30 protein-coding genes and 1 tRNA gene are annotated in these 26,445 nt (G+C 69.1%); 24 read left to right on the top strand and 7 right to left on the bottom strand.

All coding sequences use genetic code 11. The features are described from left to right. Positions 1 to 2 precede the first annotated feature (2 nt). Positions 3 to 356 carry a hypothetical protein gene (locus C7474_RS10930; protein WP_121059938.1) on the top strand — a complete coding sequence of 118 codons (354 nt, stop codon included), beginning with the start codon at positions 3 to 5 and terminating at the stop codon, positions 354 to 356. Here C7474_RS10930 and C7474_RS10925 read toward each other — a convergent pair. Next, positions 340 to 684, bottom strand: coding sequence for a DUF4429 domain-containing protein (locus C7474_RS10925; RefSeq protein ID WP_121059936.1), 345 nt, complete (start codon positions 682 to 684; stop codon positions 340 to 342). The two genes, C7474_RS10930 and C7474_RS10925, sit on opposite strands and share 17 nt — an antisense overlap. Before the next feature lie 35 nt (positions 685 to 719). Here C7474_RS10925 and C7474_RS10920 point away from each other — a divergent pair, with 35 nt between their 5' ends. The 11 genes from C7474_RS10920 (at position 720) to C7474_RS15405 (ending at position 10,046) form a co-directional block, all read left to right on the top strand. Beyond that, on the top strand, positions 720 to 2,450 hold the full coding sequence (locus tag C7474_RS10920) for a tape measure protein (protein WP_199692436.1): 1,731 nt from the start codon (positions 720 to 722) through the stop codon (positions 2,448 to 2,450). Beyond that, a complete protein-coding gene (locus tag C7474_RS10915; protein WP_121059934.1) occupies positions 2,447 to 3,409 on the top strand; it encodes a hypothetical protein in 963 nt (320 codons plus the stop codon). The genes C7474_RS10920 and C7474_RS10915 overlap by 4 nt, the downstream gene beginning before the upstream one ends. Positions 3,410 to 3,624: 215 nt before the next feature. Next, positions 3,625 to 4,497, top strand: coding sequence for a hypothetical protein (locus C7474_RS10910; protein WP_147436701.1), 873 nt, complete (start codon positions 3,625 to 3,627; stop codon positions 4,495 to 4,497). Between the two features lie 169 nt (positions 4,498 to 4,666). Next, complete coding sequence (locus C7474_RS10905; protein WP_147436700.1) at positions 4,667 to 5,386, top strand: hypothetical protein; 720 nt, start codon at positions 4,667 to 4,669, stop codon at positions 5,384 to 5,386. A gap of 3 nt (positions 5,387 to 5,389) precedes the next feature. Further along, positions 5,390 to 5,869, top strand: a complete 480-nt coding sequence (locus C7474_RS10900) for a hypothetical protein (protein WP_121059928.1) — start codon at positions 5,390 to 5,392, stop codon at positions 5,867 to 5,869. A 9-nt stretch (positions 5,870 to 5,878) separates the two neighbouring features. Next, positions 5,879 to 6,832, top strand: a complete 954-nt coding sequence (locus C7474_RS10895) for a M23 family metallopeptidase (RefSeq protein WP_121059926.1) — start codon at positions 5,879 to 5,881, stop codon at positions 6,830 to 6,832. Next, positions 6,832 to 7,281, top strand: a complete 450-nt coding sequence (locus C7474_RS10890) for a hypothetical protein (RefSeq protein ID WP_121059924.1) — start codon at positions 6,832 to 6,834, stop codon at positions 7,279 to 7,281. The genes C7474_RS10895 and C7474_RS10890 overlap by 1 nt, the downstream gene beginning before the upstream one ends. Beyond that, positions 7,278 to 7,673: a DUF3450 domain-containing protein gene (locus C7474_RS10885; RefSeq protein ID WP_121059922.1), complete on the top strand. Its 396-nt coding sequence runs from the start codon at positions 7,278 to 7,280 to the stop codon at positions 7,671 to 7,673. The genes C7474_RS10890 and C7474_RS10885 overlap by 4 nt, the downstream gene beginning before the upstream one ends. Continuing rightward, positions 7,670 to 7,933 (top strand): hypothetical protein, encoded by a 264-nt coding sequence (locus C7474_RS10880; protein WP_121059920.1) that lies wholly within the window; start codon positions 7,670 to 7,672, stop codon positions 7,931 to 7,933. The genes C7474_RS10885 and C7474_RS10880 overlap by 4 nt, the downstream gene beginning before the upstream one ends. Before the next feature lie 32 nt (positions 7,934 to 7,965). Beyond that, entirely contained in the window at positions 7,966 to 9,918 is a 1,953-nt protein-coding gene (locus C7474_RS10875) for a hyaluronate lyase N-terminal domain-containing protein (protein WP_121059918.1), read from the top strand. Continuing rightward, a complete protein-coding gene (locus C7474_RS15405; protein WP_277870598.1) occupies positions 9,918 to 10,046 on the top strand; it encodes a hypothetical protein in 129 nt (42 codons plus the stop codon). The genes C7474_RS10875 and C7474_RS15405 overlap by 1 nt, the downstream gene beginning before the upstream one ends. Here C7474_RS15405 and C7474_RS10870 read toward each other — a convergent pair. Beyond that, a complete protein-coding gene (locus tag C7474_RS10870) occupies positions 10,018 to 11,130 on the bottom strand; it encodes an acyltransferase family protein (RefSeq protein WP_121059916.1) in 1,113 nt (370 codons plus the stop codon). The two genes, C7474_RS15405 and C7474_RS10870, sit on opposite strands and share 29 nt — an antisense overlap. 362 nt (positions 11,131 to 11,492) lie before the next feature. Between C7474_RS10870 and C7474_RS10865 the strand changes: the two genes are divergently transcribed. Beyond that, positions 11,493 to 11,774 (top strand): hypothetical protein, encoded by a 282-nt coding sequence (locus C7474_RS10865; protein WP_121059914.1) that lies wholly within the window; start codon positions 11,493 to 11,495, stop codon positions 11,772 to 11,774. A gap of 60 nt (positions 11,775 to 11,834) precedes the next feature. Here the strand turns inward: C7474_RS10865 and C7474_RS15025 are convergent, their stop codons facing one another. From C7474_RS15025 to C7474_RS10855, 3 genes are all read right to left on the bottom strand, one after another. Beyond that, positions 11,835 to 11,996 (bottom strand): hypothetical protein, encoded by a 162-nt coding sequence (locus tag C7474_RS15025; RefSeq protein ID WP_158597324.1) that lies wholly within the window; start codon positions 11,994 to 11,996, stop codon positions 11,835 to 11,837. A gap of 187 nt (positions 11,997 to 12,183) precedes the next feature. After that, complete coding sequence (locus C7474_RS10860) at positions 12,184 to 12,582, bottom strand: HIT family protein (RefSeq protein WP_121059912.1); 399 nt, start codon at positions 12,580 to 12,582, stop codon at positions 12,184 to 12,186. Positions 12,583 to 12,601: 19 nt separating this feature from the next. Continuing rightward, on the bottom strand, positions 12,602 to 12,856 hold the full coding sequence (locus tag C7474_RS10855) for a hypothetical protein (protein ID WP_147436698.1): 255 nt from the start codon (positions 12,854 to 12,856) through the stop codon (positions 12,602 to 12,604). Between the two features lie 77 nt (positions 12,857 to 12,933). Between C7474_RS10855 and C7474_RS10850 the strand changes: the two genes are divergently transcribed. Continuing rightward, a complete protein-coding gene (locus C7474_RS10850; RefSeq protein ID WP_121059908.1) occupies positions 12,934 to 13,329 on the top strand; it encodes an HNH endonuclease signature motif containing protein in 396 nt (131 codons plus the stop codon). A gap of 1 nt (position 13,330) precedes the next feature. On the opposite strand, the gene C7474_RS10845 is transcribed toward C7474_RS10850, so the two are convergent. Both C7474_RS10845 and C7474_RS10840 read right to left on the bottom strand, forming a co-directional pair. Then, positions 13,331 to 13,403 (bottom strand) — tRNA-Arg (locus C7474_RS10845). Positions 13,404 to 13,532: 129 nt separating this feature from the next. Then, entirely contained in the window at positions 13,533 to 14,291 is a 759-nt protein-coding gene (locus C7474_RS10840; RefSeq protein ID WP_121059906.1) for an SGNH/GDSL hydrolase family protein, read from the bottom strand. Positions 14,292 to 14,429: 138 nt separating this feature from the next. Here C7474_RS10840 and C7474_RS10835 point away from each other — a divergent pair, with 138 nt between their 5' ends. The 10 genes from C7474_RS10835 to C7474_RS10790 all read left to right on the top strand — a co-directional run bounded on the left by C7474_RS10835 (position 14,430) and on the right by C7474_RS10790 (position 26,399). Next, on the top strand, positions 14,430 to 15,275 hold the full coding sequence (locus tag C7474_RS10835) for a transglutaminase-like domain-containing protein (RefSeq protein WP_121059904.1): 846 nt from the start codon (positions 14,430 to 14,432) through the stop codon (positions 15,273 to 15,275). 74 nt (positions 15,276 to 15,349) lie between these two features. Next, complete coding sequence (locus C7474_RS10830; RefSeq protein ID WP_121059902.1) at positions 15,350 to 17,017, top strand: arginine--tRNA ligase; 1,668 nt, start codon at positions 15,350 to 15,352, stop codon at positions 17,015 to 17,017. Positions 17,018 to 17,023: 6 nt separating this feature from the next. Beyond that, complete coding sequence (locus C7474_RS10825) at positions 17,024 to 17,854, top strand: DUF2993 domain-containing protein (protein WP_241965212.1); 831 nt, start codon at positions 17,024 to 17,026, stop codon at positions 17,852 to 17,854. Positions 17,855 to 18,025: 171 nt separating this feature from the next. Further along, positions 18,026 to 19,456: a diaminopimelate decarboxylase gene (gene lysA, locus C7474_RS10820; protein ID WP_121059900.1), complete on the top strand. Its 1,431-nt coding sequence runs from the start codon at positions 18,026 to 18,028 to the stop codon at positions 19,454 to 19,456. Then, positions 19,449 to 20,756: a homoserine dehydrogenase gene (locus C7474_RS10815; protein WP_121059898.1), complete on the top strand. Its 1,308-nt coding sequence runs from the start codon at positions 19,449 to 19,451 to the stop codon at positions 20,754 to 20,756. The genes lysA and C7474_RS10815 overlap by 8 nt, the downstream gene beginning before the upstream one ends. Before the next feature lies 1 nt (position 20,757). After that, a complete protein-coding gene (thrC, locus tag C7474_RS10810; RefSeq protein WP_121059896.1) occupies positions 20,758 to 21,837 on the top strand; it encodes a threonine synthase in 1,080 nt (359 codons plus the stop codon). After that, the gene (gene thrB, locus C7474_RS10805; protein ID WP_121059894.1) at positions 21,834 to 22,763 is read left to right on the top strand and encodes a homoserine kinase; all 930 of its coding nucleotides are present in this window, start codon (positions 21,834 to 21,836) and stop codon (positions 22,761 to 22,763) included. Before thrC ends, thrB begins: the two co-directional genes overlap by 4 nt. A gap of 178 nt (positions 22,764 to 22,941) precedes the next feature. Then, positions 22,942 to 24,900: a transcription termination factor Rho gene (rho, locus tag C7474_RS10800; RefSeq protein ID WP_241965211.1), complete on the top strand. Its 1,959-nt coding sequence runs from the start codon at positions 22,942 to 22,944 to the stop codon at positions 24,898 to 24,900. A 7-nt stretch (positions 24,901 to 24,907) separates the two neighbouring features. Beyond that, complete coding sequence (gene prfA, locus C7474_RS10795) at positions 24,908 to 25,978, top strand: peptide chain release factor 1 (protein WP_121059892.1); 1,071 nt, start codon at positions 24,908 to 24,910, stop codon at positions 25,976 to 25,978. Between the two features lie 22 nt (positions 25,979 to 26,000). Then, a complete protein-coding gene (locus tag C7474_RS10790; RefSeq protein WP_121059890.1) occupies positions 26,001 to 26,399 on the top strand; it encodes a phage holin family protein in 399 nt (132 codons plus the stop codon). The last annotated feature ends 46 nt before the right edge of the window (positions 26,400 to 26,445 follow it).

The raw sequence follows: 26,445 nt of genomic DNA, 5'->3' as shown, positions 1-26,445 counted from the left end.
TCGTGGTCTACACGCATCACCGGGATGCGTTGCGGGCCGCGGTGAGGGCGGAATACAAGATCGGGCTCCGTGACGTCGGTGTCCTCGAGCTCGCCGATCTGACCGCATGGCTACCCGCCGGGTGCGTCCTGTGGCAGGCGTACGGGGGCCCGCTCGCACGGTCACGTGAAGAGCAAGCGCTGCTCCTCATCGACTACCGGTTGCGGCAGCAGATGTGGGTCAACGGCGGGAAGAAGGGCAAAGCGCCCGAGTACCCGAAAGACCCGCCGCTCGCCGGTGAGCGGGCGACCCGCGACGCGGTGAACGACCGGAAAGCGGACGCGTACCGTCGCCGTCAGGCTAAAGCTCTGCGATAGCCGCACGGACCGCGTCACGCAACGCGATGAACTCCGGTTCCGCCTTCTTCGCGAAAAGGACCGCGTTCTCGTCCTTCGCGGCATCCATCGTCCGGCCACCCTTCGACGTACGAGACGACTGCTCGCCCGGGACCGTGAACTGGATGAAACCGACCGTCGTGAGCGCGTTCGGCTTGAACTGCACGGCCGCGATCTGCCGGATCGGGATCGACTTCTCCCCGCGTCCATGCGATGCCCGCGCGGCGAACCCCTCGCGGGCGATCGTGACGGTCTTCCCGTCGAACGTGACCTGACCGTTTCGGCCGTTGGCCGTGACTGTCTCTGACATGGCGCTGAGCCTACCGCGCGCCGAACGGAGGGCCAGTGGCTAACGAGATCGCGTCCGCATATGTGGCCCTGTACACGAAGATGCCTGGCGTCAAGAAGGACATCGAGTCTGCGCTGGGTGAGGCTGACGCGGAGGGTGCCGGCGCGAAGCTGGGTGACGGGCTCGGTAAGGGCATCAGCACGAAGCAGGCTGCCGTGGCAGGTGCGGTCGGTGGCATCTTCGCTTCCGTCGCGAACATCGCCGCCGGTGCGATCGGTGACCTCGTCGGGGAAGCGGTCGCGGCGTCGGATGCGACTGACAAGTTCGCGCAGACGTTGACGTTCGCTGGTCTCGACACGTCCGCGATCGATTCGGCCATGTCGAAGTCTCGCGCGTACGCGGACGCGACGGTGTACGACCTGTCGACGATTCAGAACACGACCGCGCAGCTCGCGGCGAACGGGATCAGCAACTACACCGAGCTGACCGAAGCCGCCGGAAACCTGAACGCGGTCGCGGGCGGCAACCAGGACACGTTCTCGTCGGTCGCGATGATGCTCACCCAGACCGCCGGAGCGGGGAAACTCACGACGGAGAACTGGAACCAGCTCGCCGACGCGATCCCCGGTGCGTCCGGTCGGCTGCAGACGGCGCTCTCCGAGGCTGGGGCGTTCACTGGCAACTTCCGCGAAGCGATGCAAGAGGGCGAGATCACCGCGGACGAGTTCAACGCGGCGCTGCTGCAGCTCGGTACCGAGCCGGTAGCTCAGGAAGCCGCCACCTCCGTCTCCACGATGGAAGGCGCGGTCGGGAACCTGCAGGCCGCGATCGTCGGCGGACTGTCGGACGCGTTCACCACAATCAAACCCGTCCTCACCGACATCGTGAATGGGCTGGCCGGGTTCGTCACGTTCATCCAGGACAATATCTCTTGGATCGGTCCTCTCGCCGCCGGCATCGCGATCGTCGCGGGCGCCGTAGCCGCATGGGCCATCGCACAGTGGGCGCTCAACGCCGCCATGACCGCTAACCCCCTCGGCATCATCATAGTCGGCATCGGCCTCCTCATCGGCGCGATCATCCTCCTCGTCCAGAACTGGGACACGGTGGTGAAGTTCCTCACCGACGTGTGGGCCGGGTTCATCTCGTGGATCACGGGTGTAATCGATGGGTTCGTGGGTTGGTGGAACGGTGTCTGGTCTGCGGTGGGTCAGTGGATCTCGAGTGTGTGGAACGGGATCGTGTTCGCGATCCAGTACGCGTGGAACAGTGTGCAGACATGGCTCGTCGGGGTGATCTCGGGGCTCGTGAACTGGTGGAACGGTGTCTGGAAGGGCATCGGTGACGTCATCGCGAACGTGTTCGGTTCGATCGGGCGGATCATCGGCGGGATCTGGGACGGCATCATTTCCGGGATTCGGTCCGCGATCAACACGATCATCCGCCTCATCAACGGTGTCATCGACGGTGTCAACGTGCTCGTCGGCGGTGCGGGGTCGCTGATCGGTCTGGACATTGCGATCCCGAAGATCCCGATGCTCGCGACCGGTGGCACGATCACCCGCGCGGGGTCCGTGATCGTTGGTGAGCGTGGCCCCGAGCTGCTGAACCTGCCTGCGGGAGCGTCGGTAAACCCGAACATCGCGAACGCCGGCGGCCTGCGGCCGGGTGACCGGATCACGATTGAAGTCGAGGGCACTCCCTTGACGGGCGTCGTGAAGCGGCAGATGGCCGTGTCAGAGTACCGGTCCGCGGTGCGCCTGTCGGGAGGGGCGGTTTCGGCATGATCGTGACCCTCACCCCTCGGACGGACTTCTTCCCGGTGCCGCGTGTCGAGATCGGGTTCGACCCGTTCACCGCGTTCTCCGGTGGCACCGCGCCAGCCACCGGCCCGGACACGCTGTCGGGCGGGTCGGCGGGCGGCACCGGCCCGACGATCTACTCGGGCGGATCGGCGGCGACAGCGTCGGTCGACCTCCCCGCCGGGACAGACAGCGTCACCCTTTGGTGGCGTTCTGAGGGCCGCACTGGGAAGGTTCGCGGTGTCGTGTCGCGGTTCTTCACCGGAGCGGGCGGGTTCCTCGACCTCGAGGCCGGGCTGAACGCGCTCACCACGTACGAGCTCGAATGCTTCGATGGCGACACATCTCTCGGGCGCGTGTCTCTCGGGACGGTGTCATTGCCGTGGGATGGTGACGAGAACGCGGTCGTCATCCAGCAGCCGCTGAACCCGAACCTGAACGCGCAGGTCATCAATCTCGAGGGAGCCTGGCCGTCGTACTCGCGGACCGCGGTCGGCGAGCTCGTCACGGTCGAGGGCGCGACGCGTCCGGTAGTCGTCGGCGCAGGTCCCCGTCAAGGGCTCACGAATGTGGACATCGACTTCGGTGTCACGGATGCCGCCGAGTCCGCCGCCGTGTGGGCGACGCTCGGGACCGATGATGCCCCGCAGGTGCCTGTGTGGCTGATCCGCGCTCCCGCGGGGTTCATCCCGCGGCGCCTGTTCGCGCACATCGCCACGCTCAACGAGGTCGACATCGACTACCGGTACGGCGACGAATGGTCACGGTTCCAGGCGACCGTCACCGAGGTCTCGCCACCTGCCCCAGGTCTGGTGATTTCGCCACTGTCGTACGACGACCTCGATGTCTCGTATGCGTCGTATGACGCACGCGACGACGCGTACCCCTCGTACGACGATCAGGACACGGACTGGGCCCTCGCGGGTGCTGCTGGGGGGGCGTAATGCGTGCAGCGTCCGACACTGTCCGGCAGCTTGTCGCAGATGGTGTCCCGCAGGTCACGTGGGTCGCTGACCTCATGTACGACCGGGAGCGGCGTCTCGCGAACATCCCGATCGAGCGGCCGAGGGTGTCGTGGGACGCGGGCCAGTTCGTCGCCGGCGACGCGCAGGTGCGGGTGGTCTGGTCGGACGACTTCGGGACTTCGATGGTCCCGAAGGTGCTCGGCGACTGGTTCTCCCCGTTCGGCGCAGAGTTGCAGATTGATGTGATCCTCGGGGCGGGGGTGTTCTCGGAGCGGGTCCCGATGGGGCGGTTCGTGATCGAGTCGGTCCCGGACGCTACGGACAGGGAGATCCTGTTCGATGGGCGGCCGATCAGGGTGGGGCAGTCGTTCGGGCTGAACCTGAAGGACCCTCTCATGCGGGTTGCGCGGGACGAGTTCCCGTTCCCGACCGCGCCGCGGTCGACGTCGGCATGGCAGGAGATCCAGGCTGTGTCGGGGATGCCAGTGATCCGTAACGCGTCGGATGTGACTCTCGCGGGCGGCACCGTCTACGAGGGGGAGAAGGCCGCGCAACTGTCGAAGCTGTTCGATCTGCTGGACGCGTGGCCGCAGGTTGACGCGTCGGGGACGCTGACCGCCCGCCAGAAGACGTGGCCCGGACCCGTGGGCGCGGTGCGCGGAGTGGTCGACGCGCCGATCAGCATGGACTCGTCGAAGACGTACAACCGAGTCGTCGTCGAGGGGAAAACGGCAGGCGGCGACCCGATCTATGGTGTCGCCGACGTGACGGAGGGGTTCCTCCGCGTCTCGAACGTGGATGGCACGGCTTCTCCGTTCGGGGTGTCGGTGTACCGGTACGCGTCTGACCAGCTCTACACGCAGTCGCAGGTTGACGCGTACGCGCGCGGGCTGTTGCAGCGCGTGTCTCGTATCCGTGGCGTCACCCGTCAGATCGTGGAACCGTTCAACCCGCTCCGCGAACTCGGCGACGTCCTCACCTTCGAAGACGGTGTCGTGCGCGTCGCGTCGGTGACTCATGACACGGCGACGACTCAACTGGTCGTGGAGGTTCCCGATGCCGCTTGATGCTGACGCGATCCTCCGCCTCCTCGACGCGAAGACGTCGTACACGAGGCGCGCGGGCCGGTATGTCGGACATGAGGATGGATTCGCGCTCGTCGACATGGGCGACGAACGGTTCCAGGCGAGGTGGGCATCCGGCGGGTTCGTGCCGGTGGTGAACGACACGGTGTGGGTGGAGACGATCGCGAACGGTTCCGACCGTGTCGTGTTCATGACTGGCCCTGTCGGCCCCCGACCTGGTGTGGGGGTCGTGTCGACAGTTGCGGACCCGCTCGTGACGGTTACGACCGATTTCGGCGACTTCCAGATGCCGTTCGCCGGCGACACCCCGCCAACGTCCGGTGACACGGTCGGGATCTCGTGGTCGTCGGGCCCGTGGTGCTCGAAGCTTTCCACCTCTCCGGATGAGCCGGCACAACCGCCCGGTCCGATCGGTGGCGGAGGGCGCGTGCAGGTGGCCGAGTTCCGTGCGGTCGATGCCGGAACGACACACTCGAACGGCGACTGGTGGCAGGCACAGGTTTGGGCCGCTGACAACAACGACGGTGCATGGTTCTTCGGCTCGCAGGTGCGCGACACGATCCCCGCCGGCGCGACGTTCGAGTCACTGCAGGTGTTCATCAACCGCATCCAGAAGCAGGGCGCCGCACCGAACTGGGCGCTGCACAGCTCGGCGAGCAAGAGCGGCGTGCCGTCCTTCACGGGTCTCGGCGCATGGCACCCGGGCGGGAACGGGTGGCAGACGCCCCCGTTTGCCGCGGTCATGTTCGACGCACTCAAGGGCGGCGGTTCCGCGCTCGGCTTCGGGTTCCCGAACGGTGGCTACAACAAGTTCGCGTCCCTCGCGCAAGACGGAATGTCCGGCGCTCTGAAGATCTCTTGGAAGGGGTAGCCCATGGGGCACACACTCGCACCGACCGGTGAACCGACATACACGCCCACCCCGACGCAGACCGTCGCTGACCTGCAGGCCGCTGTCACGTTCGCGAAGAAGATCGGTGGTCTCCTGAAGGGCACCGCCGTCGAGCGTCAGGCGTTGACGACTGACGAGTCGGTGGACGGTTGGTTCTTCTCGGAGACGGACACTGGTCGGCTGTATCAGCGGGTCTCGGGTTCCTGGGTTCGACTCAACGCGGTCGCCCGCGGCACCTTCAACGCGGCGACGTCGGGCACAGGAACGGCAACCGTGACGCACGGGTTGGGGGTCACGCCATCACAGGTCGTCGCGACGGACCGATCCGGAGGTACCGCAGTCGCGACCCGCAAGATCGTTGTGAACGCGGTGAACGACACGCAGATCCAGTTCGTGGTCTACAACGGCGGGTCGGCGTTCGCGAGCAACCCGGTCCAGTTCGACTGGGTCGCGTACGCGTAGGAGGCGGCGATGCTTCCTCTCCCGTTCCCGGCGTCGACGATCAGTCTTCCCTACGGGGCGGTCGACGGGAAGTTCTACACGTTCGCGTCGCCACACAAGGGGGATGACTTCTCGTCGCGGTCGCAGGGTGTTGTCGCCGGCTCCGTGATCCGCGCGTCCGGTCCGGGCGTCGTCGTCCGTTCCGGTGTCGGCCCCGCGGGTGTGACTCCGACGATCGACCGACCCAACAGCCTCGCCGGCAACAGCATCGACGTCGACTACGGCGACTTCATCGCCCGATACATGCACCGCCCGCTCGGCTCGCCGTCGCCAGCTGTGGGTGCGGAGACGGTCGAAGGGACACTGCTCGGGCTCATCGGCGCGACCGGCCTCGTCGATGCGGCGCACCTGCACCTCGAGACGTGGGACAAGAAGACGGGGCGCCGGGTGGATCCGGCTAACTACTTCGACTTCACCCGCACCGTGACAACGGGCGCCGCCGCTGGCGACACGTCCCGACCTTTCGACCCGCCCGAGGAGGACGACATGTACGACGACGCTGCGCAGGAAGCGCTGTTCCAGAAGATCGAGTGGGAGTCCCGCCCGTACAAGACGTACCAGTGGGGTGGCGCGCTGATCCTGATGGGTCCCGGTGGCCGGAAGTACATCATCCCGTCGGGTGAGCACCGGAACCTGCTGATGGCACTCGGCCTCACCGGCAACAGCATCCAGCGGGTGCTGACGGACGTGGAGCTGAGCTACCTCGAGTCGGTGCATGGGGCGCTGTCCCCGGATCCGAAGGAAGCGCAGGTGCAGGCGGTCCTTGAACTGTCCGACGAGGACGCGAAGAAGATCGCCGCGGCTGTCGACGTGCCCGCGGTGGTGTTGTCGGCGGAGCAGCTCGCGCAGATCGCGGACGCGGCGAAGCAGGGCGGCATCGAGGGCGTGAAGGCGCTGAAGTTCATCGTCCAGGCCGGCTCGTGATGCGCGCCCTGTGGCAGGCGTCGATCTGGGCGCGCGGTGCGATATCGCCCGACGAGTGGAAGTACCGGAACCTGAAGCGGGTGTGGCTCCCGATCTACGACCTGATCGCGATCTTCTGCGGCGTGCAGGCCGTCTCGAACGGGTCCCCGTTGCTGAACGTCCTGTTCTCCGCATCGCTGGTCGACGCGCTCGGGACGGCCATGGCCGTGGTCGCGACCGTCTGCCTTCTCGGCGTCGCGTTTCCCGCGCTGTGGCGGTTCGAGATAGCGGGGAAGGTGGTCCTCGTCGGGCTGATCTCCGCGTACGTGACGACGATCCTGCTGCTGTCAGAGTCGGCCGGGTCGAACCTGTTCGTCGTGGGGATGCTGACCTTCGGCCTCCCGCTCGCGTTCTTTCGGCTGAACCTTCTCGGCGAGGAAGTGAAGGAGCGGCGGGTGATCGTCGCATGAGCCAGGAGGTCGTTGTCGCGCTCGTCGGTGCGATCGCGCTCGTCCTCGGCGGTCTCGCCACCCTCGCCGGCACACGTGGGAAGACGCGAGCGGACTCGCGGGCATCCCTCGACGCCAGGATCGACGGGCGTCTCACGAAGGAGATCGAGCGGCTTGATGCCCGAATCGACGAGCAGGACCAGAAACTCGAAGACCAGGAGCAGGAGATCGACGCGCTCCGCACGCAGGCGACGAACGCGGAACGCGTGAAGCATGCGGCGCTCCGCATCATCAAGTCGTTCGTCGCTCAGTGGCCCGCCGCCCCGTACCCCCGGTTCAACACGTACGACATCGCCGAGCTCGAGGAAGACACCATCCCGACCGCTTGGCTCACCCCGAAGGAGACATCATGAACGACAAGCTCATCCCCGCGGACGCGCAGCTCGCCGCCAAGCGCGGCTTCATCCGCACGACCGCGCAGGCGTACGGTACGTCCCTTGCGGGCGGCATCACGTCGACCGCGGTCCTCGCCGTCGTGACGGGCGAGGTCCCGCTCGTCGCGACCGCAGTGACATGGGGTGTCGCGCTCGTGTCGCCGCTGATCGCGGGCGCCGCGTCGTACTTCAGCATCCTCGCCCGCGGCATCCCCGGCGACTACGCCCCCGAAGCGTGACCGTCAGACCCACCCCTTGAGAGGAGCGCCGCATGGCGACTGAGATTGTGCAGCTGCGGGTCAGGCAGGACACGTCCGCGAACTGGGCGTCGGTGAACCCGGTCCTCGCTGTCGGCGAGCCTGCGGTCGACACGACCACGAAGCGGATGAAGGTCGGCGACGGGATCACATCGTGGTCCGGTCTCGGCTGGTCGTCGATGGACCCCGCCGAGGTGTCGGCGGTGTTGTCCGCTGCGACCGTGATCGCCGGCGCGACGACCGCGAACGACGCCGCCATGTCGGCCGTGTTCGCTGACGACAGCGCCCAGTTCACGCAGGACGTAAAGAACACCAATGTGGCGTTCGATGGCGGACCCCGGCCGCACTTCCTGAACAGCTACGACGGGTTCTTCACCCTCGGCGGGTTCGCCACAGGGCAGGCGAACGTCGCGACCACCACGCCCGGCGCGGCGTCCGGCGCGACGACGCTGCCGGTGGCCTCCGCGACGGGCATCGTCGTGAACACGATCCTGGTGGTGAACCCTGGCGCAGCGAACGCGTCGCAGCACAAGGTGACCGCGATCGCCGGGACCGATCTGACGATCACTCCCGCACTTCCCGCCGCTGCCCCCGCGGCGTCTGCGGTCGTGTCGCTGTGGTCTTCGGCGGGGCACCTGACGACGACGGGCGGCTACCAGCTGTTCTGGCGGTGGGTGCTGACCCGCACCGACGCGAAGGGCGCGCCGATCGTCAACCCGAAGGCGGGCGACAAGATCGTGTTGCTCGCGAACTCGTGGGGGGAGCAGTCGTCCGTCGTGTTTGGGCAGGTCGTCGCGGCGCTCTTCCCGACCGCTGTGTCCGTGAACGTCGGCGTCGGCGGCAACACGTCCGCGATGCTGCTCGCACGGTTCGACACGGACGTGCCCGCCGACGCGGACTACGTCATCTTCAACGAGCCGGGCGTGAATGACGCGGACGGCGTCACCAGCGCCGCGACGGCGACCGCGAACGTCGACGCGATCATCGCGAAGACGCGCGCACTGGGCGCGGTCCCGATCTACACCGGCCCCGTGAAGTACACGAACGGGTCGATCGGCTCGCAGGTGTCCGTGCAGCAGAACGCGCGCGCGAAGGCGCAGGCGGGCCAGTGGGACTTGAAAGGCCCCGGCGCGACCGTCGCGGATGCGCTGGCCGCGATCCTCACGTCAGCGAAGATCGCTCTGAACTCGGTAGCGTTCGGCAACCGCGCGCAGGAACAGGCCACCGGCATCGACAACTCCGCGTTCGGTGACCGCGCACAGTTCAACCTCACCACAGGCGCCGGGAACACCGCGGTCGGATCGTCGGCCCAGCGTGCCACGACCACGGGCGCGCAGAACACCTCCGTGGGTGCGTACGCGCACGATGGGCTCACCGCGGGCACAAATAACGTTGCGGTAGGTCACTACGCGCAGGCCGCGCTCACCACGGGCGGGCAGAACGTCTCAGCGGGACAGCGTGCGCTGCGTCAACTGACCACCGCGAGTAACGACACCGCCATCGGCCACGAGGCGGGTGCGGCGCTCACGACCGGGCAGAACAACGCCTACATGGGATCGGGCGCTGGCTACGCGCCTAACAACGTGACCGCGAACGCGACCACCACGGCGCAGGGGCAGACAGCGGTCGGGTTCCAGTCGGGTCAGGCGTCGGCGACACAGGTGGACTACATCACCGCCGTCGGCTACCGCGCGATCGCGGGAGACGCCAGCGCGACGGCGCTCGGCGCGCGGGCGAACGCCTCCCACGCGAACGCGGTCGCGCTCGGGGCTGACACGGCCACGTCGGGGCCGAACCAGGTGAATATGGGACAGAGGTACATGGAGATTTCCGAGATGGATGGAGAGCCGGCTAACCCCGGCGCGGACAAGGCGCGCCTGTTCGTAATCGACAACGGGGCGGGGAAGACGCGCCTTGGCGTGAAGTTTCCGTCCGGTGTGACGACGTGGCTGGCGACGGAGGCGTGATGAACAACGACACCGCGCTAATCCTGTTGCTCGCAGATCGGCAGCGCGAGATTGAGGCGCTCCGCACCACCGTCGCAGAGCTGCAAGCGCTGCTGGGCGCTACTCAGTCGCCGAGCGAAGGCGCCTGACACGCTGGGCGGGGAGCTTGCTCTGCGAGCTCTCCGCCGCGAGCGTCCCAGCGTGCGACCGCGGGTCGCGGTTCTTGAGGCGCAGGAATGGCGACTCAATCCAGCGGTACGAGGCCCACGCCAGGATGGCGGTCCCCGGGATCTGGATCAGCACCCACCAGAGGATCGAGTCGCCAAGCGTCTCAAGAATGAGTCGGTGGAGGGGCGAGGCATAGAGATAGATCCCGTAGGACCGCTTTCCAATCCACCGGACCCACGACAACTCGAGCGGCCAGAAGCCGCGTCCCTGCACGACCGCGAGGATCAGCCCGGCTGTAGCGAGCCCGACAACCGTCGGCATTATGAAGCTATTCACGGGGCCCGGGATCAGGCAGCAGGCCCCCATGGCGACGAAGAATGCCCACTGCACCCACTTCGGATAGACGACCGGCTTGCGCTGGTATAGCCACAACGCCACCGCAGCGCCAATCAGGAGACCGTCTGCGCGGGTGTCTGTTCCGACGTAGATGCGCCCTATTCCCTCGCCGCCGTCCCAGAGCAGCACCCGCAAGACGACAACGAGCAGTGAGACGACCGCGAGGCTCTTAACGATCCGGCTTCGAGGCATCCAGCGAAGAAGCGCGATCAGGATGAGAGGCCAGATCAAGTAGAACTGCTCCTCGACCGCCAGGGACCAGGTGTGGCCCAGCGTGGTTCGCTGATCGAACGCGTTCGCGGCGATGACCCAATTCGAGGTGTAGGTCAAGGTCCCGACGATGAGTGACCAATCGAATACCCCATGCCACACGATCAGGTCGACGAAGATGGCGAAGACGACGCACGCGACCATGGCTGGGACCAACCGAAGCAAGCGCCTCTTCCAGAACGAGCCGAGGCGGATCGATCCATACTCTGCCCGCTCGTCCAGCAGGAGGCTGGTGATGAGGAACCCACTTAGCGTGAAGAAGATCCCGACACCGACGCCACCGCCGTTCCCGACAAGTGGCAGGCCGCTGTGAGCTAGGACAACCAGCCCGACCGCCACTGCTCGTATTCCGTCCAGGCTGGCATGCCGGCCGAGACGCCAACCCTCCACGTCGCTCATAGGACAGGAGCATATAGGTCAGCCGTGGGCCTGGAACTCCGCGTCGACCCGAGCACATGCATCGGAGCAGTAGCGCGCGTCGACGCGGAGTTCCTTCCGGCAGACGACACAGAGCGTTCGCCGATGTGCGAACCACCCCACAAGTCGATAGATCGGCTCTCGGTCCCCCACGGGGGAATCTTAGACCCCCGCTCACCTGAGCACTACTTCACCGATAGTTCACTCTGAAGACCGGTTTACATCCGACAACTCGGGTTGCACCGTCGCGGTGAACTTGCAACGAAACGCCCCCTTGGCTTGCATCTTCGGATGCCGGCCGAGGGGGCTTTCGTCGTGTCCGGGGTCCGGCGCACACTGTCCCGGTGACATGGCGCCCGATCCTCGCCGCCGTCGAGGTCCAGCCGGCGGTGTGGTCGATGCGCGACCAGGCGGGCGAATACGGCCGCGTCGAGCTGCGCCGCGTCGCCGGCAACGAACTCCGCTACCGGTGCGAGTTCCGCGGCGTGCTCATCGGCTGGGCGACCACCCTCGACACCCTCGCGGACGGCACCGTTCCGCGGCTATCCCGACGTCAACCCCCGCTGATCCCGGGCAGGTCATCCCCGCCCCGCGGCCGCTCCACCCACGGCACATCCTCGCGGTGACCACACCACCGGCACTCGAGGCCACCGTCCACCGGATACATCACCGTGCCGCACACCTCGCTAGTCGAGCAAGTTGCGGTTACGCTTTACGTACCGTTCGAGGCCGGCGCGGATTTCGGCGCTGACGTCTTCACCGCGGGCTTTCGCGATCTTCTGGGCGTCTTCCCATAGTTCGTCGGGGACGCGTACGCCGCGGATCTTGGTCCGTGGCTTGTTGGGCATGGGCTCAAGTGTGCCAGTGTTCATGTTGCCTCCCCAACCATTTCGGACTCCGGTTCGCTCGGTTGTGGACATAGGTGCTGCTTCCCGTGGTAACCGAGGTCGATCAGCCCGCACCGCAGGCATTCGTCCTCGTCCCAGACGTGGTGACCGTGGCAGACGGCGTCGCCTCCCGGCATCGCTCCCGCCTTCATGACGGATCACCCGGTTCTGACCACGGCAGCATCAGGTTGTCTCCTGCGCGCCGAGGCACGATGTGGATGTGCAGATGGAACACCGTCTGCGTTGCCGGTGCGCCGACGCTGGTGATGAGATTGACACTCTTGTACGCAGGGTCGATCCGCCGCAGCATGTTCACACACGAGGCGGCATCCGACATCGTGGAGGCCGCGACCGCCGCATGCTCTACCGCATCTCGGACGTGCATCCTCGGTGCGACGAGCAAGTGCCCAGGGGTGACCGGGTTCAGTGGCTCGAAGATGATCGTCGAGATCCAGTCGCCGCGGTGCTTGGCCGGTGCGGTGCCCGCCGCGATCTCACAGAACACACAGCCCGGCTCCGGGTCGATCACCCCGGTTCCGACGCTCATGACGGATCACCCGATTCGGTCACCATGTGTCGAGCCGCCCTCGGGTCGCGCGCTCCATGCCCTCGCGGTATCCGTTGACGAATGCCCGCGCCACGCGATGCTCGGCAGGTTCCTCCGCCTCGGTAGCAAGGGCAGACTCGGCGGGCTCGCACATCGCGTCCAACCGGGCGATGATCCGCGGGAGTAATGCGCCGTCGCCGTGGTATGCGGGCTTGAAGAACGGGTGTCCTGCGATCGCTTCCCAAGCGACGATCCGCTCGTCTACTTCATCCATCATTCGCTCCTGTTCGTGTGGCTAGTGTTCATACACCCATCCTAGCGGGTGTTCATACACCGCGATACGATAGGTGTATGAACACCGCGAGAGAAGCCACCACTCCCTGCGTCATCTGGGAGGGAGCCATCCAGACGAACGGATACGGATCGACCAGCAACGGCCACGGGGGTTCGATGCTCGCTCATCGAGCAGCATGGGAGCGCGAGCAGGGGCCGATCCCAGCCAACATGACCGTCGACCACCTGTGTCGTCAGCGACTATGCGTCAACATCGAGCACATGGAGATTGTCACGCGCGGTGAGAACACACGAAGAGCCATGGCGGCGATCACGCACTGTGCCAAGGGTCACCCGCTGTCAGGCGACAACCTGAGGCTAAAGAGGCGGCGCGACGGCTACACGCAACGTGTATGCATTACGTGCGCGCGTGCGCAGTACCGCGCATGGTACGAGCGGCAAAAATCTGCCTGAGTGCCCCCGAGGAGAGTCGAACTCCTGACTTCCAGTACCGGAAACTGGCGCTCTATCCACTGAGCTACGGAGGCATAGGATGCACTTCCGGATGCACCCTGACTGTGATTCTGTTGTGACTGCTACTCTCCCGCAGGATGACCTTTGGTACCGGAAACCAACGCTCTATCCCCTGAGCTACGGAGGCGTACCGATCGAGGGTATCACCGCGACAGACGCGCCAACGCCGCGGCCAACCGCTCGGCGAGGTAGCGGTGCCCGGCCGTCGACGGGTGGTCGCGGCCGACCCCGGTGTCGATGACGTCGAGGTAGTTGGCCTCGGTGATCCACCCCTCCCGCACGGGGGAGATGTACCACCAGCCGCGCTCGGCGGCCAGGCCCGACAGGTCGCGGTCGATGCGCGCCGTGGCCGTCTCGACCGGCAGCACCTGCGGCGCAGGCCCCAGCACGACGATGCGGGCATCGGGGTAGGTCGCCGCCAGGCGGTCCCAGGCCGCGTCCACGGCGGCGGCGTATCCGTCGGCGGGCAGGCGACGGTCGTTGATCGACCCCTGGATGATGACGAGGTCGGGATCCAGGGCGGGGTCGAGGGCGGCGATGCGCGTACCGAAGTCGGGGCCGTCCAGGCCCGGTTTCAGGTAGCCGGACCCGCGCACGCCGTCGACGACGGTCGTCCAGCCGGTCAGCTCGCCCAGCACGTAGGCGTAGCCGAGGGTGGGGTCGGATGCCGCCGAGCCGTACGTCCAGGAGTCGCCGAAGACGAGCACCGTCGCATCGTCCGGCACGTCGAGGGCCGCGGGGATCCCGGTTCCGACCGCCTCGCCGTCACCCGCGGCGACCGTCGTGGCCGGCACCGCCCACGGGCGCCAGACGAGCGCGGTCACCGTCAGCGCGAGCGCCGTGACGAGGGCGCCCACGGCCCACGCGACACGGCGTCGGGGGCGGCTGTCGGCGCGGATCATGGGTTGAGGGTAGATCACGCGCGCGCGTGCGCCGAATCGTCGCGCGAACGGCGCTCGCCGGCGCCGGTGGGAGCGGTCCCGAAACCGCCGGCGCACGCCCGCGCCGAAGCACCCCGCGCGGCGTGCGAGGATACTTCGGTGCAGCGCAACGTGACCGCCGAACTCGACCTGGATCTGGGGTCCTCGGTCGACCTCATCTTCCAGATCACGGCGGCCCAGCCGGCCCCCGTCATCCGCGAGGAATTGACCTTCCTGCAGGGCGATCGCGTGTACACGCCGACCGAGATCGTCGACCAGTCCGGCAGTCGTCTGCACGTGCTGCACGGCGACGCCGGGCCCCTCCAGGTGCGTTACGAGGCGCTGCTGGACGGACCGGTCGCCGCGCGGGCGACGAGCGACCTCGAGGCCATCACGTACCTGCGTCCGAGCCGTTACTGCCAGTCCGACGAGGTGTTCTCGCAGGCGCGCCGTCAGTTCCGCGGTCTGCAGGGGCACGACCTCATCGCGGCCGTCGGCGAGTTCGTCGCGACGAGCACCACCTACACGCCGGGACTGAGCCAGGGCACCGACTCCGCCGTCACGACCCTCATGACGGGGCAGGGCGTCTGCCGTGACTACGCGCACGTGGTCATCGCGCTGCTGCGCGCCATGGACATGCCCGCCCGCTACGCCGCCTGCTTCGCGCCAGGCCTGCGCCCCATGGACTTCCACGCCGTCGCCGAGGCCTACCTCGACGGCAGCTGGTACGCGATCGACGCGACGCGCCTCGCCAACCGTCGCTCGCTCGTGCGCATCGCGACCGGTCGCGACGCGGCCGACTGCGCGTTCCTCAGCTACCACGGCGCGCACGTGGGCCTGCAGCGGATGCGGGTGGACGCGTGGGTCGTGCCGGATGACGCAGCCGATGTCGATGCCGTCGGCGCCGCCGCGGCGGTATCCGATCCGACGCTCGACGACCTGGCCGAGCTCGTCGCGATCGCCTGAGCGCGCACGGCACGCGTGCCCGACCGCCCCTCGCGCCGCAGACGTCCGGGGCGCGACCGTAGACTTGACGGGTTATGAACCCGGATGCCCTCTCTGAAGCCCTGCTCGCCGTCATCGTCCCGCTCGCCGAGGCGCGACGTGAGGGCTCGAGCGCGGGCCTGACCGCAGCAGATCTGCCGCTGGAGCGTCCGAAGAACCGCGACCACGGCGACTGGGCGTCCAACGCCGCCCTCAAGCTCGGCAAGGCCGTGGGCGGCAACCCGCGCGAGTTCGCGCAGCAGATCGCCGACGGCCTCGCCGCCGTCGACGGGGTCGCCTCCGTCGAGGTCGCCGGTCCGGGGTTCATCAACATCCGCCTGGATGCGGCCGCCGCCGGCGCCCTCGCGCAGCAGATCGTCGAGGCCGGTGCCGCCTTCGGCACCAACGAGACCCAGCGCGGCGCCACGATCAACCTCGAGTTCGTCAGCGCGAACCCGACCGGCCCCATGCACATCGGTCACACCCGCTGGGCGGCGCTCGGCGACGCGATGGCGCGCGTGCTGCTCGCCTCGGGCGCGACGCTCGTGCGCGAGTTCTACGTCAACGACGCCGGGGCGCAGATGGACCGTTTCGGCCGGTCCGTGCTCGCCTCGATCAAGGGGGAGCCGACGCCCGAGGACGGCTACCCCGGCTCGTACATCGATGACCTCGGCCGGCGCGTGCTGGCCGCGCACCCCGACCTGCTCGACCTCACGGCGGACGATCAGCTCGTCACCGCGCGCGACGCCGCCTATCAGCTGCAGCTCGGCGACCTGCAGGCGTCGCTGGAGAAGTTCAACGTGCACTTCGACGTGTTCTTCAGCGAGCGCGACCTGCACGCGAAGGGCCCGAACGGCGAGCCGAGCCTCGTCGACGAGGCCGTCGACCGCCTGCGCGCGCAGGGTCACGTCTTCGACCAGGACGACGCCGTGTGGGTGCGCACGACCGCGTTCGGCGACGACAAGGACCGCGTCATCCGCCGCTCCAACGGCGAGTACACCTACTTCGCCGCCGACGCCGCGTACTACCTGAACAAGGGCGACCGCGGCTTCGCGCACAAGATCTACCTGCTCGGCGCCGACCACCACGGCTACGTCCACCGCCTGAAGGCGCTCGCCGGTGCGGCGGGCGATGACCCGGAGAAGGACATCGAGGTGCTCATCGGGCAGCTCGTGTCGGTCAACGGCGCCCGGCTCTCCAAGCGCGCCGGCAACATCATCGAGCTCGACGACCTGCGCGACTGGCTCGGCACCGACGCGCTGCGCTACTCGCTCGCGCGCTACCCGGCCGACTCGCCGCTGACCCTCGACCCCGAGATCCTCACGAAGCGCACGAACGACAACCCCGTTTTCTACGTACAGTACGCGCACGCCCGCACCCATAACGTGGCCCGCAACGCGGCCGGCGTCGGCGTCACGCGCGAGGCGTTCGCGCCCGAACTGCTCGACCACGAGACCGAGTCCGCGCTGCTGGGGGCGCTGCAGGAGTTCCCCCGCATCGTCGCGTTCGCGGCCGAGCTGCGCGAGCCGCACCGGGTCGCCCGCTACCTCGAAGAGCTCGCGAGCCTCTACCACCGCTGGTACGACAACTGCCGGGTGACGCCGCTCGGCGACGAGCCGGTCACCGACCTGCACCGCACCCGCCTGTGGCTCAACGACGCCACCGGCCAGGTGCTGCGCAACGGCCTCGACCTGCTCGGCGTCAGCGCGCCGGAGCGGATGTAACGCGCCGTGAGCGACACGCAGCCCACCCTGCCGCTTCCCGACCCGCAGGCGCGGTGGGTGCTGTCGCAGCCGGATGCCGCCCCGCGGCGTCGTCGGGCATGGCCGTGGCTGCTGGCCGGCGCGATCGTGGTCGTGCTCGCCGTGGCGGCGTGGCTCATCGGCGAGCAGGTCGCGCGCGGCATCGTCGAGCGCACCATCCGCGAGCAGATCGTCACGCACCTGTCGCTTCCGGTCGACCAGCAGATCGACGTCGACGTGCCCGGCGCGATCCTGCCGCAGCTGATCGTCGGCTCCCTCGGCGAGGTCACCGTCGAATCCGACGACGTCACCCTCCAGGGCATCACGGGCGACGTCACCGTCACCGCCGCCGACGTCCCGATCCGCGGCGGCGCCGACTGGAGCTCGGGCCACGCGACCATCAGCCTCGACGAGGCCCAGATACAGCAGCTGCTCAGCCGCGTCGACGGGTTCCCGGCATCCTCGGTCACCCTCGACGCCCCCGACATCGCCTTCTCGACCGAGCTGAGCGTGCTGGGCGCCTCGGTCCCGGTCGGCGTGGGACTGTCGGTCGCGACCGAGGACGGATCGCTGCTGCTGACGCCCGACACCCTGCGCCTGGCCGGCGCCGAAGTGCCGGCGCAGGTGCTCGTCGACCAGTTCGGCGCCCTCGCCCGCACCGTCGTGCGCGACTGGGAGGTCTGCGTCGCGCAGTACCTGCCGCGGGCGCTCACCCTCACCTCGACGACCGTCGAATCGGATGCCGTCGTCGCCGTCTTCGACATCGACAGCGCCGTGCTCACCGATCCGGCCGCGCGCGAGACGGGCACCTGCGCCTGATCCGGGCGCGTGCCGCACGGCGGTCGAGGACGCCGCCGCCGCGGGGCGTCATCGACGCGGGCGCGCCTGCGACGGTGCCCTAGACTGCAAGCACTCGCGCGGGCGGCGTCCGCGCACCTCTTCTCCGGCGTGAACCGTCCGCCGGATCACCCACCGATTGGCTCCCGAACGTTGTCCGCCTCCGCCTCCCGTCCGCTCGTGCCCGAGTGGCTGACCGTCCCGGACGACGCCGACGCGCTCGCCCCTCTCGTCTGGCCCGAGTCGGCGACACGTGACGACGACGGCGTGCTGACGATCGCGGGCGTGTCGGCCGCGCAGCTGCGCGCCGAGTTCGGCACCCCGCTGTACGTGCTCGACGAACAGGCCGTGCGCGCCCGCGCGCGCGAGGTGCGCGAGGCGTTCGCGCAGGCCGCGGCCGCCCACGGGGCACAGGTGCGTGTGTACTACGCGGGGAAGGCGTTCCTCTCGACCGAGGTCGTGCGCTGGGTGACCGCCGAGGGCCTGGCCGTCGACGTCGCGACCGGGGGAGAGCTCGCCATCGCGCTCGCCGCCGGCGCCGATCCGGCCCGCCTCGGCCTGCACGGCAACAACAAGTCGGTCGCCGAGCTCGAGGCCGCCGTGCAGCACGGCGTCGGATCGGTCGTGCTCGACAGCGTGATCGAGCTCGAACGACTCGCCGTCATCGCCGAGCGCCGCGGCGTCGTCCAGCCGGTGCTCGTGCGCGTCAACAGCGGCGTGCACGCCGAGACGCACGACTTCCTCGCGACCGCCCACGAAGACCAGAAGTTCGGCTTCCCGCTGTCGTCGGCCCCCGAGATCGTCGCCCGCATCCGCGAGCTGCCGTCGCTGCGGTTCGTCGGCCTGCACTGCCACATCGGCTCGCAGATCTTCGGCACGGCCGGCTTCGCCGAGTCGGCCGCGCGCGTCGTCGACATGCACGCGCAGCTGCGCGAGGGCGGCGACGTGCCGGTGCTCAACCTCGGCGGCGGATTCGGCATCGCCTACACCTCCGTCGACGACCCCACGCCGATCGCCGAGCTCGCCGCCGGCATCGTCGAGGCCGTCGCCGCCGAATGCGCCGTGCGCGGCATCCCGGTGCCGAATCTCGCCTTCGAGCCCGGACGCACGATCGTCGGCCGCGCCGGGGTCACCCTCTACGAAGTCGGCACCGTCAAGCCCGTCCCCGTCTCCGACGACCTCACGCGCCTGTACGTGAGCGTCGACGGCGGCATGAGCGACAATGCCCGGCCCGCGCTCTACGGCGCCCAGTACTCCGCTCGCATCGCCTCCCGCACCTCCGATGCGGCCCCCGCCCTGGCCCGCGTCGTCGGCCGCCATTGCGAATCGGGCGACATCGTGGTCGACGCCGAATACCTGCCCGGCGACATCACTCCCGGCGACCTGCTGGCCGTCCCCGCGACCGGGGCGTACTGCCATTCCCTTTCGAACAACTACAACGCCGTCCCGCGTCCGCCCGTCGTCGCGATCGACGGCGGCCGCGCCCGCGTCATCGTGCGCGGCGAGACGATCGACGACCTGTTGGCGCGTGATGCCGGCATCGCGCACCCGAGCCAGGCACGAGTGAAGGAACCGAATGACTGACTACCGACGACTGCGGGTGGCGCTGCTGGGAGCGGGCTCCGTGGGCTCGCAGGTCGCGGCGCTGCTCCTCCAGCACGGACCCGAGCTCGCCGACCGCGCGGGAGCGCACCTCGACCTCGTGGGCGTCGCCGTGCGCGACCTCGACGCGAAGCGCGACACCGACATCCCGCGCGAACTGCTGACGACGGATGCCGAGCGCCTCCTCGTCGGCAGCGACATCGTCATCGAGCTCATGGGCGGCATCGAGCCGGCCCGCAGCTACCTGCTGCAGGCGCTGAACGCGGGCGCCGACGTGGTCACCGGCAACAAGGCGCTGCTGGCCACCCACGGTCCCGAGCTTTTCGAGGCCGCCGACCAGGTGGGCGCCTCGGTGCACTACGAGGCCGCCGCCGCCGGTGCCATCCCCATCATCCGGCCGCTGCGCGACTCCCTCGCCGGCGACCGCGTGCAGCGGATCATGGCGATCGTCAACGGCACGACCAACTACATCCTCGACCGCATGGACCAGGAGGGCGCCGACTACGCCGACGTGCTCGCCGACGCGCAGCGCCTCGGGTACGCGGAAGCCGACCCGACCGCCGACGTCGAAGGCTACGACGCCGCGCAGAAGGCGGCGATCCTCGCCTCCCTCGCCTTCCACACCACCGTCCCGCTCGACGCCGTGCACCGTGAGGGCATCACCGGCGTCGACGCCGCGATGATCGAGGCCGCGCGCAAGGTCGGCTACGTCGTCAAGCTCCTCGCCGTGTGCGAGCGACGCGACGACGCCGGCGTCGAGTCGATCTCGGTGCGCGTGCACCCGGCCCTCGTGCGTCGCGAGCACCCGCTCGCGAGCGTGCACGGCGCCAACAACGCCGTCTTCGTGCAGGCCGAGGCCGCCGGCAACCTCATGTTCTACGGCGCGGGCGCCGGCGGTGTGCAGACGGCATCCGCGGTGCTCGGCGACCTCGTCTCGGTCGCCCGCCGCCGCATCGCGGGCGGCGTCGGCGTCGGCGAGTCGACGCGGGCGAACCTGCCGATCCTGCCGATCGGCCGCGCCCGCACGCGCTATCAGATCACCCTCGAGGTCGACGACCGCTCCGGCGTGCTCGCGACCGTCGCCGGCACGCTCGCCGACGGCCACGTGTCGATCGCGACCGTCGAGCAGACGATCATCCCGAACGGCGAGCAGGCGCGCGCCCGCCTCGTCATCGGCACCCACATCGCACTCGAGCAGGACCTCGAGGACACGGTCGACGCGCTCGCCGCCAGCGGCGTCGTCGAACGGGTCGTCTCGGTGCTGCGGATGGAAGGAGACTGAAATGGCACATGTCTGGCGCGGGGTGCTCCGCGAATACGCCGACCGGCTCGGGGTCACCGACTCCTCGACGGTCGTCACCCTCGGCGAGGGCGGCACGCCGCTGATCCCCGCCCCGGCCCTGTCGAAGATCACGGGCGCCGACGTCCACATCAAGTTCGAGGGCATGAACCCGACCGGCTCCTTCAAGGACCGCGGCATGACCGTCGCGCTGTCGCGGGCCGTCGAGCACGGAGCGAAGGCCGTCATCTGCGCCTCGACAGGCAACACGTCGGCCTCGGCCGCGGCCTATGCCGCGCACGCGGGCATCACGGCGGCCGTGCTCGTGCCCGAGGGCAAGATCGCGATGGGCAAGCTCAGCCAGGCCGTCATCCACGGCGGCCGGCTCATCCAGATCCGCGGCAACTTCGACGACTGCCTCGAGATCGCCCGCGAGCTCGCCGACCACTACCCGGTGCACCTGGTCAACTCGGTCAACCCCGACCGCATCGAGGGCCAGAAGACCGCGGCGTACGAGGTCGTCTCGCAGCTCGGCGACGCCCCCGACTTCCACTTCATCCCGGTCGGCAACGCCGGCAACTACACCGCCTACTCCCGGGGTTACCGCGAGGAGGAGGGGCGCGGCGTCGCGACCCGCGTGCCGCGCATGTTCGGCTTCCAGGCCGAGGGTTCGGCGCCCATCGTGCGCGGCGAGGTCGTGAAGAACCCCGAGACGGTGGCCTCCGCCATCCGCATCGGCAATCCGGCGTCGTGGGAGCTCGCGCTCGAGCAGCGCGACGCGACCGACGGGTGGTTCGGCGCGATCAGCGACGACAAGATCCTCGCGGCGCAGAAGCTGCTCGCGGGCACCGTCGGCGTGTTCGTCGAGCCGGGCTCGGCCATCAGCGTCGCGGGCCTGCTCGACCGCGCTGAGGCGGGGGTCATCCCGGCCGGCGCGCGCGTGGTGCTCACCGTCACCGGACACGGCCTCAAGGACCCGCAGTGGGCCCTGCGCAACGCCGACGGCTCCGAGGTCGCCCCCACCGTCGTCGACGCGTCGACGTCGGAGGTCGCCTCGGTGCTCGAACTGGTTCCGTCGGCGTGACCACGCCCCGCACGGTGGCGGTGCGCGTGCCCGCCACCAGCGCCAACCTCGGACCGGGCTTCGACACGCTCGGACTCGCCCTCAGCGTCTACGACGAACTGACGGTCACGACGCTGCCCGCCGGTGACCTCGAGATCGTCGTCACGGGGGAGGGCGCCGAGGACGTGCCCACCGACGCGTCCCACCTGGTGGTGCGCGCCATCGCGTACGCGTACGAGGCGGTCGCCCGTCCGATGCCGGGGCTGCACCTCGAGGCCCACAACGCGATCCCGCACGGGCGCGGCATGGGCTCGTCCGGTGCCGCCGTCGTGGCGGGGCTGCTCGCCGCGAAGGGCCTGCTGGAGGGCGAGGTCCACCTCGACGACGCCACCCTGCTGCGCCTCGCGACCGAACTCGAAGGCCACCCCGACAACGTCGCGCCGGCCCTCTTCGGCGGTCTGACGATCGCGTGGATCGACGAGACCGGGCCGCAGCACAAGAAGCTGCTCGTGCACCGCGGCGTCTCGCCGCTCGTGTTCGTCCCCGACTTCCGCATGTCGACCTCGGTCGCCCGCAGCCTCGCCCCCGTGCAGGTGCCGCGGGAGGATGCCGTCTTCAACGTGTCGCGCTCGGCCCTGCTCATCGCGGCGCTGACGCAGAGTCCGGAGCTGCTGATCGCGGCGACCGAGGACAAGCTGCACCAGTCGTATCGGGCGCAGGCGATGCCGGCCACCGACGCCCTGGTGCGGGCGCTGCGCGCGGAAGGGTACGCGGCCGTCGTCTCGGGTGCCGGCCCCTCGGTGCTCGTCCTCGCCGACGGTCCGGGGCGACGCCTGGACGCGGTCGAGGTCGCGGCGCGCCAGGACACGCCCTGGGTTCCTCATCTGCTCGCCGTCGATGTGCGGGGTGGTACAGTGAGGGACTATACGGAGGGTGCCACGCCCTGAGCGTGAATCTGGCCTCCGTCGCAATTCTGCGAACCGCCGCATAAACCCCCCGCCTCGGCGACCGCCGTCCGTGATCGGACGCGCACCGCCGTGGGAGGGCCGGACGCCGCTGTGGACGGCACCGAGTGCGGACACGTCTTTCCACATGTTCCGACAACACGTTCACGAAGGAGAACTCGTGGAGTCCATCTCCGAGATCCAGACCGAAGACACCACCGGCGACGCTGCCGAGGTGACCACCGACCAGGCCGTCGAGGCCGCTCCCGCGGAGGCCGTCGAGGCGCCCGTGGAGGAGGCTCCCGTCGAGGAGGCCCCCGTCGAAGAGGCGCCCGTGGAGGAGGCCCCCGCGGATGCTGCGCCCTCCGACGACGCGACGCCCGAGGCTCCGGCCGAGGCGCCGGTCGAGGAGGCGCCCGTCGCCGAGAAGCCCGTGAAGGCGCCCCGCAAGCGCGCCCCCCGCCGGGCCAAGAGCACCGACGTCCCCGCCGAGGCGCCCGCCGCCGAGGCCGACGCTGCGGCCAAGCCCGCCGCCGAGGCACCCGTCGAGGCGACCGCAGCGGTGACCGAGGTCGCCGCCGACGCCACCGAGGGCGAGAAGGCCGGCGCCGACACGGGCGACGCCGAGAAGCCCGCCGAGGCCGACGCCGAGAAGTCCGACGCCGCCGCGGCCGAGGGTGAGAAGGCCGAGGGTGAGAAGGCCGAGGGTGAGAAGGCCGAAGGCGAGTCCACCGGCCGCAGCCGCTCGCGCAGCCGCAGCCGCAGCCGCAACCGCAACCGCGGCGAGGCCGCGCAGAACGGACAGGCCGCTCCCGCCGAGGAGAAGACCGACGAGGGCGACGAGTCCGCCGCATCCGAGGGTCAGGCGCAGGGCCAGAACGGCCGCGGCCGTCAGCGTCCGAAGCGTCGCGGCCAGAACGGCGGCGACGAGTTCGAGGCCGAGATCGGTGAGGACGACGTCCTCATCCCGGTCGCCGGCATCCTCGACGTGCTCGACAACTACGCGTTCGTGCGCACCACCGGCTACCTGCCCGGCCCGAGCGACGTGTACGTCTCGCTCGGCCAGGTGAAGAAGTACAACCTGCGCAAGGGCGACGCCGTCGTGGGCGCCATCAAGCAGCCGCGCGAGGGCGAGCAGTCCAGCCGCCAGAAGTACAACGCGCTCGTCAAGGTCGACGCCGTCAACGGCCTGTCCGTCGACGACGCCGCCACGCGCGTCGAGTTCGGCAAGCTCACGCCGCTGTACCCGCAGGAGCGCCTGCGCCTGGAGACCGCGCCCGAGAAGCTGACCCAGCGCATCATCGACCTCGTCGCCCCGATCGGCAAGGGCCAGCGCGGCCTCATCGTCGCGCCGCCCAAGGCCGGCAAGACGATCGTGCTGCAGCAGATCGCGAACGCGATCGCGCAGAACAACCCCGAGGTGCACCTCATGGTCGTGCTCGTCGACGAGCGCCCCGAAGAAGTCACCGACATGCAGCGCACGGTCAAGGGCGAGGTCATCGCCTCGACGTTCGACCGTCCCGCCGAGGACCACACGACTGTCGCCGAGCTCGCCATCGAGCGCGCCAAGCGTCTCGTCGAGCTCGGCCGCGACGTCGTCGTGCTGCTCGACTCGATCACCCGCCTCGGCCGCGCCTACAACGTGTCGGCGCCGACCTCGGGTCGCGTGCTCACCGGCGGTGTCGACGCCTCGGCGCTGTACCCGCCCAAGCGCTTCTTCGGCGCCGCGCGCAACATCGAGAACGGCGGATCGCTCACGATCCTCGCCACCGCGCTGGTCGAGACCGGCTCCAAAATGGACGAAGTCATCTTCGAGGAGTTCAAGGGCACCGGCAACAGCGAGCTGCGCCTGTCGCGTCAGCTGGCCGACAAGCGCATCTTCCCGGCCGTCGACGTCAACGCGTCGTCCACGCGCCGCGAGGAGATGCTGCTGAGCTCCGACGAGGTCAAGATCACCTGGAAGCTGCGTCGCGCTCTCGCCGGCCTCGACACCCAGCAGGCGCTGGAGGTCGTGCTCGGCAAGCTCAAGGAGACGAGCTCCAACGTCGAGTTCCTCGTGCAGATGCAGAAGTCGATCCCCGCGCCCACGAACGGGCACGGCGGCGGCCACAGCCACGGGCACGAGAACAACATCCGCTGAGCCTGCCGTGTTCGAGTCGGTCGCAGGGCTGATCCAGGAGCACCGCGCCGTCCAGGAGGAGCTCTCCGACCCCGCCGTGCACGCGGATGCGGCGCGCGCCAAACGCGTCAACCGCCGGTACGCCGAACTGTCGAAGATCGTCGCCGCCCACGATGCGTGGGCGGCGGCGGGCGACGATCTCGAGGCGGCGCGCGAGCTCGCCAAGGAGGACGACGCGTTCGCCGACGAGGTGCCCGCACTGCAGGAGCGTGTCGCCCAGGCGCAGGAGCGCCTGCGGCGCCTGCTCATCCCGCGCGACCCCGACGACGCGCGCGACGTCATCATGGAGATCAAGCAGGGCGAGGGCGGCGCCGAGTCGGCGCTGTTCGCCGCCGACCTGCTGCGCATGTACCTGCAGTACGCGGCGTCGAAGGGCTGGAAGACCGAGCTGCTCGAGCGCAACGAGTCCGACCTCGGCGGCTACAAGGATGTGCAGGTCGCGATCAAGGGCACCTCGACCGACCCCGCCCAGGGCGTCTGGGCGCACCTGAAATACGAGGGTGGCGTGCACCGCGTGCAGCGGGTGCCGGCGACCGAGTCGCAGGGCCGCATCCACACCTCGACGACGGGCGTGCTCGTCTTCCCCGAGGTCGACGAGCCCGAAGAGATCCACATCGACGCGAACGACCTGAAGATCGACGTCTTCCGCTCGTCGGGCCCCGGCGGCCAGTCGGTCAACACGACCGACTCCGCGGTGCGCATCACCCACCTGCCGACCGGCATCGTCGTGTCGATGCAGAACGAGAAGTCGCAGCTGCAGAACCGCGAGGCGGGCATGCGGGTGCTCCGGGCACGGCTGCTCGCCAAGCAGCAGGAGGAGCGGGATGCCGCGGCCTCCGACGCGCGGCGCTCGCAGATCCGCGGGATGGATCGCTCCGAGCGCATCCGCACCTACAACTTCCCCGAGAACCGCATCGCCGACCACCGCACCGGGTACAAGGCCTACAACCTCGACCAGGTGATGGACGGCGCGCTCGAGCCGATCGTCGAATCGGCGATCGCCGCCGACGAGGAAGCGCGTCTGGCGGCGCTGGGCTGACCCGCACCGCTACGCTCGGCGCATGATCGACTTCCTGCTGCGTGCGCTGGTGTTCCTCGCCTCGGCGGCGCTCGGCCTCATCGTCGCCGACCTCGCGCTGCCCGGCTTCCACATCTCGTGGCTGGACTGGTGGGGGTTCGTGCTGGCGATCGTGCTGTTCGCCCTGTTCCAGAGCATCCTGACGCCGATCGCGACGCGTCTCGGGCGTCGGCATGCGCCGGCCCTGCTCGGCGGCATCGGCATCCTGTCGACGTTCGTCGCGATCGTCATCGTCGTGCTGATCCCCGCGGCGGGCCTGTCGATCTCGGAGCCCCTCGCATGGTTCCTGGGGCCCGTGATCGTGTGGCTCGTGACGGCGCTCGCGACCTGGCTGCTGACGCCCCTGCTGATCAAGAAGCCGCAGGCGCGCGCCAAGGGCTGACCGCGGCGGCCCCGGAGCTTCGCGGGCACGGATGTCGGAGGTCGGC

Source organism: Microbacterium telephonicum (genome assembly GCF_003651225.1).
GTDB classification, from domain to species: Bacteria; Actinomycetota; Actinomycetes; order Actinomycetales; family Microbacteriaceae; genus Microbacterium; species Microbacterium telephonicum.
The sequence above is the reverse complement of the archived record's forward strand: the minus strand, read 5'-3'. Positions and strand labels throughout refer to the sequence as shown.

Excerpts from the sequence above, each read along its gene's own strand:
- C7474_RS10925 (WP_121059936.1), bottom strand. The coding sequence starts at position 684 with ATGTCAGAGACAGTCACGGCCAACGGCCGAAACGGTCAGGTCACGTTC.
- C7474_RS10915 (WP_121059934.1), top strand. The coding sequence starts at position 2,447 with ATGATCGTGACCCTCACCCCTCGGACGGACTTCTTCCCGGTGCCGCGT.
- C7474_RS10900 (WP_121059928.1), top strand. The coding sequence starts at position 5,390 with ATGGGGCACACACTCGCACCGACCGGTGAACCGACATACACGCCCACC.
- C7474_RS10895 (WP_121059926.1), top strand. The coding sequence starts at position 5,879 with ATGCTTCCTCTCCCGTTCCCGGCGTCGACGATCAGTCTTCCCTACGGG.
- C7474_RS10890 (WP_121059924.1), top strand. The coding sequence starts at position 6,832 with ATGCGCGCCCTGTGGCAGGCGTCGATCTGGGCGCGCGGTGCGATATCG.
- C7474_RS10885 (WP_121059922.1), top strand. The coding sequence starts at position 7,278 with ATGAGCCAGGAGGTCGTTGTCGCGCTCGTCGGTGCGATCGCGCTCGTC.
- C7474_RS10880 (WP_121059920.1), top strand. The coding sequence starts at position 7,670 with ATGAACGACAAGCTCATCCCCGCGGACGCGCAGCTCGCCGCCAAGCGC.
- C7474_RS10875 (WP_121059918.1), top strand. The coding sequence starts at position 7,966 with ATGGCGACTGAGATTGTGCAGCTGCGGGTCAGGCAGGACACGTCCGCG.
- C7474_RS15405 (WP_277870598.1), top strand. The coding sequence starts at position 9,918 with ATGAACAACGACACCGCGCTAATCCTGTTGCTCGCAGATCGGCAGCGC.
- C7474_RS10870 (WP_121059916.1), bottom strand. The coding sequence starts at position 11,130 with ATGAGCGACGTGGAGGGTTGGCGTCTCGGCCGGCATGCCAGCCTGGAC.
- C7474_RS15025 (WP_158597324.1), bottom strand. The coding sequence starts at position 11,996 with ATGCCCAACAAGCCACGGACCAAGATCCGCGGCGTACGCGTCCCCGAC.
- C7474_RS10860 (WP_121059912.1), bottom strand. The coding sequence starts at position 12,582 with ATGAGCGTCGGAACCGGGGTGATCGACCCGGAGCCGGGCTGTGTGTTC.
- C7474_RS10855 (WP_147436698.1), bottom strand. The coding sequence starts at position 12,856 with ATGGATGAAGTAGACGAGCGGATCGTCGCTTGGGAAGCGATCGCAGGA.
- C7474_RS10850 (WP_121059908.1), top strand. The coding sequence starts at position 12,934 with ATGAACACCGCGAGAGAAGCCACCACTCCCTGCGTCATCTGGGAGGGA.
- C7474_RS10840 (WP_121059906.1), bottom strand. The coding sequence starts at position 14,291 with ATGATCCGCGCCGACAGCCGCCCCCGACGCCGTGTCGCGTGGGCCGTG.
- C7474_RS10830 (WP_121059902.1), top strand. The coding sequence starts at position 15,350 with ATGAACCCGGATGCCCTCTCTGAAGCCCTGCTCGCCGTCATCGTCCCG.
- C7474_RS10815 (WP_121059898.1), top strand. The coding sequence starts at position 19,449 with ATGACTGACTACCGACGACTGCGGGTGGCGCTGCTGGGAGCGGGCTCC.
- thrC (WP_121059896.1), top strand. The coding sequence starts at position 20,758 with ATGGCACATGTCTGGCGCGGGGTGCTCCGCGAATACGCCGACCGGCTC.
- C7474_RS10790 (WP_121059890.1), top strand. The coding sequence starts at position 26,001 with ATGATCGACTTCCTGCTGCGTGCGCTGGTGTTCCTCGCCTCGGCGGCG.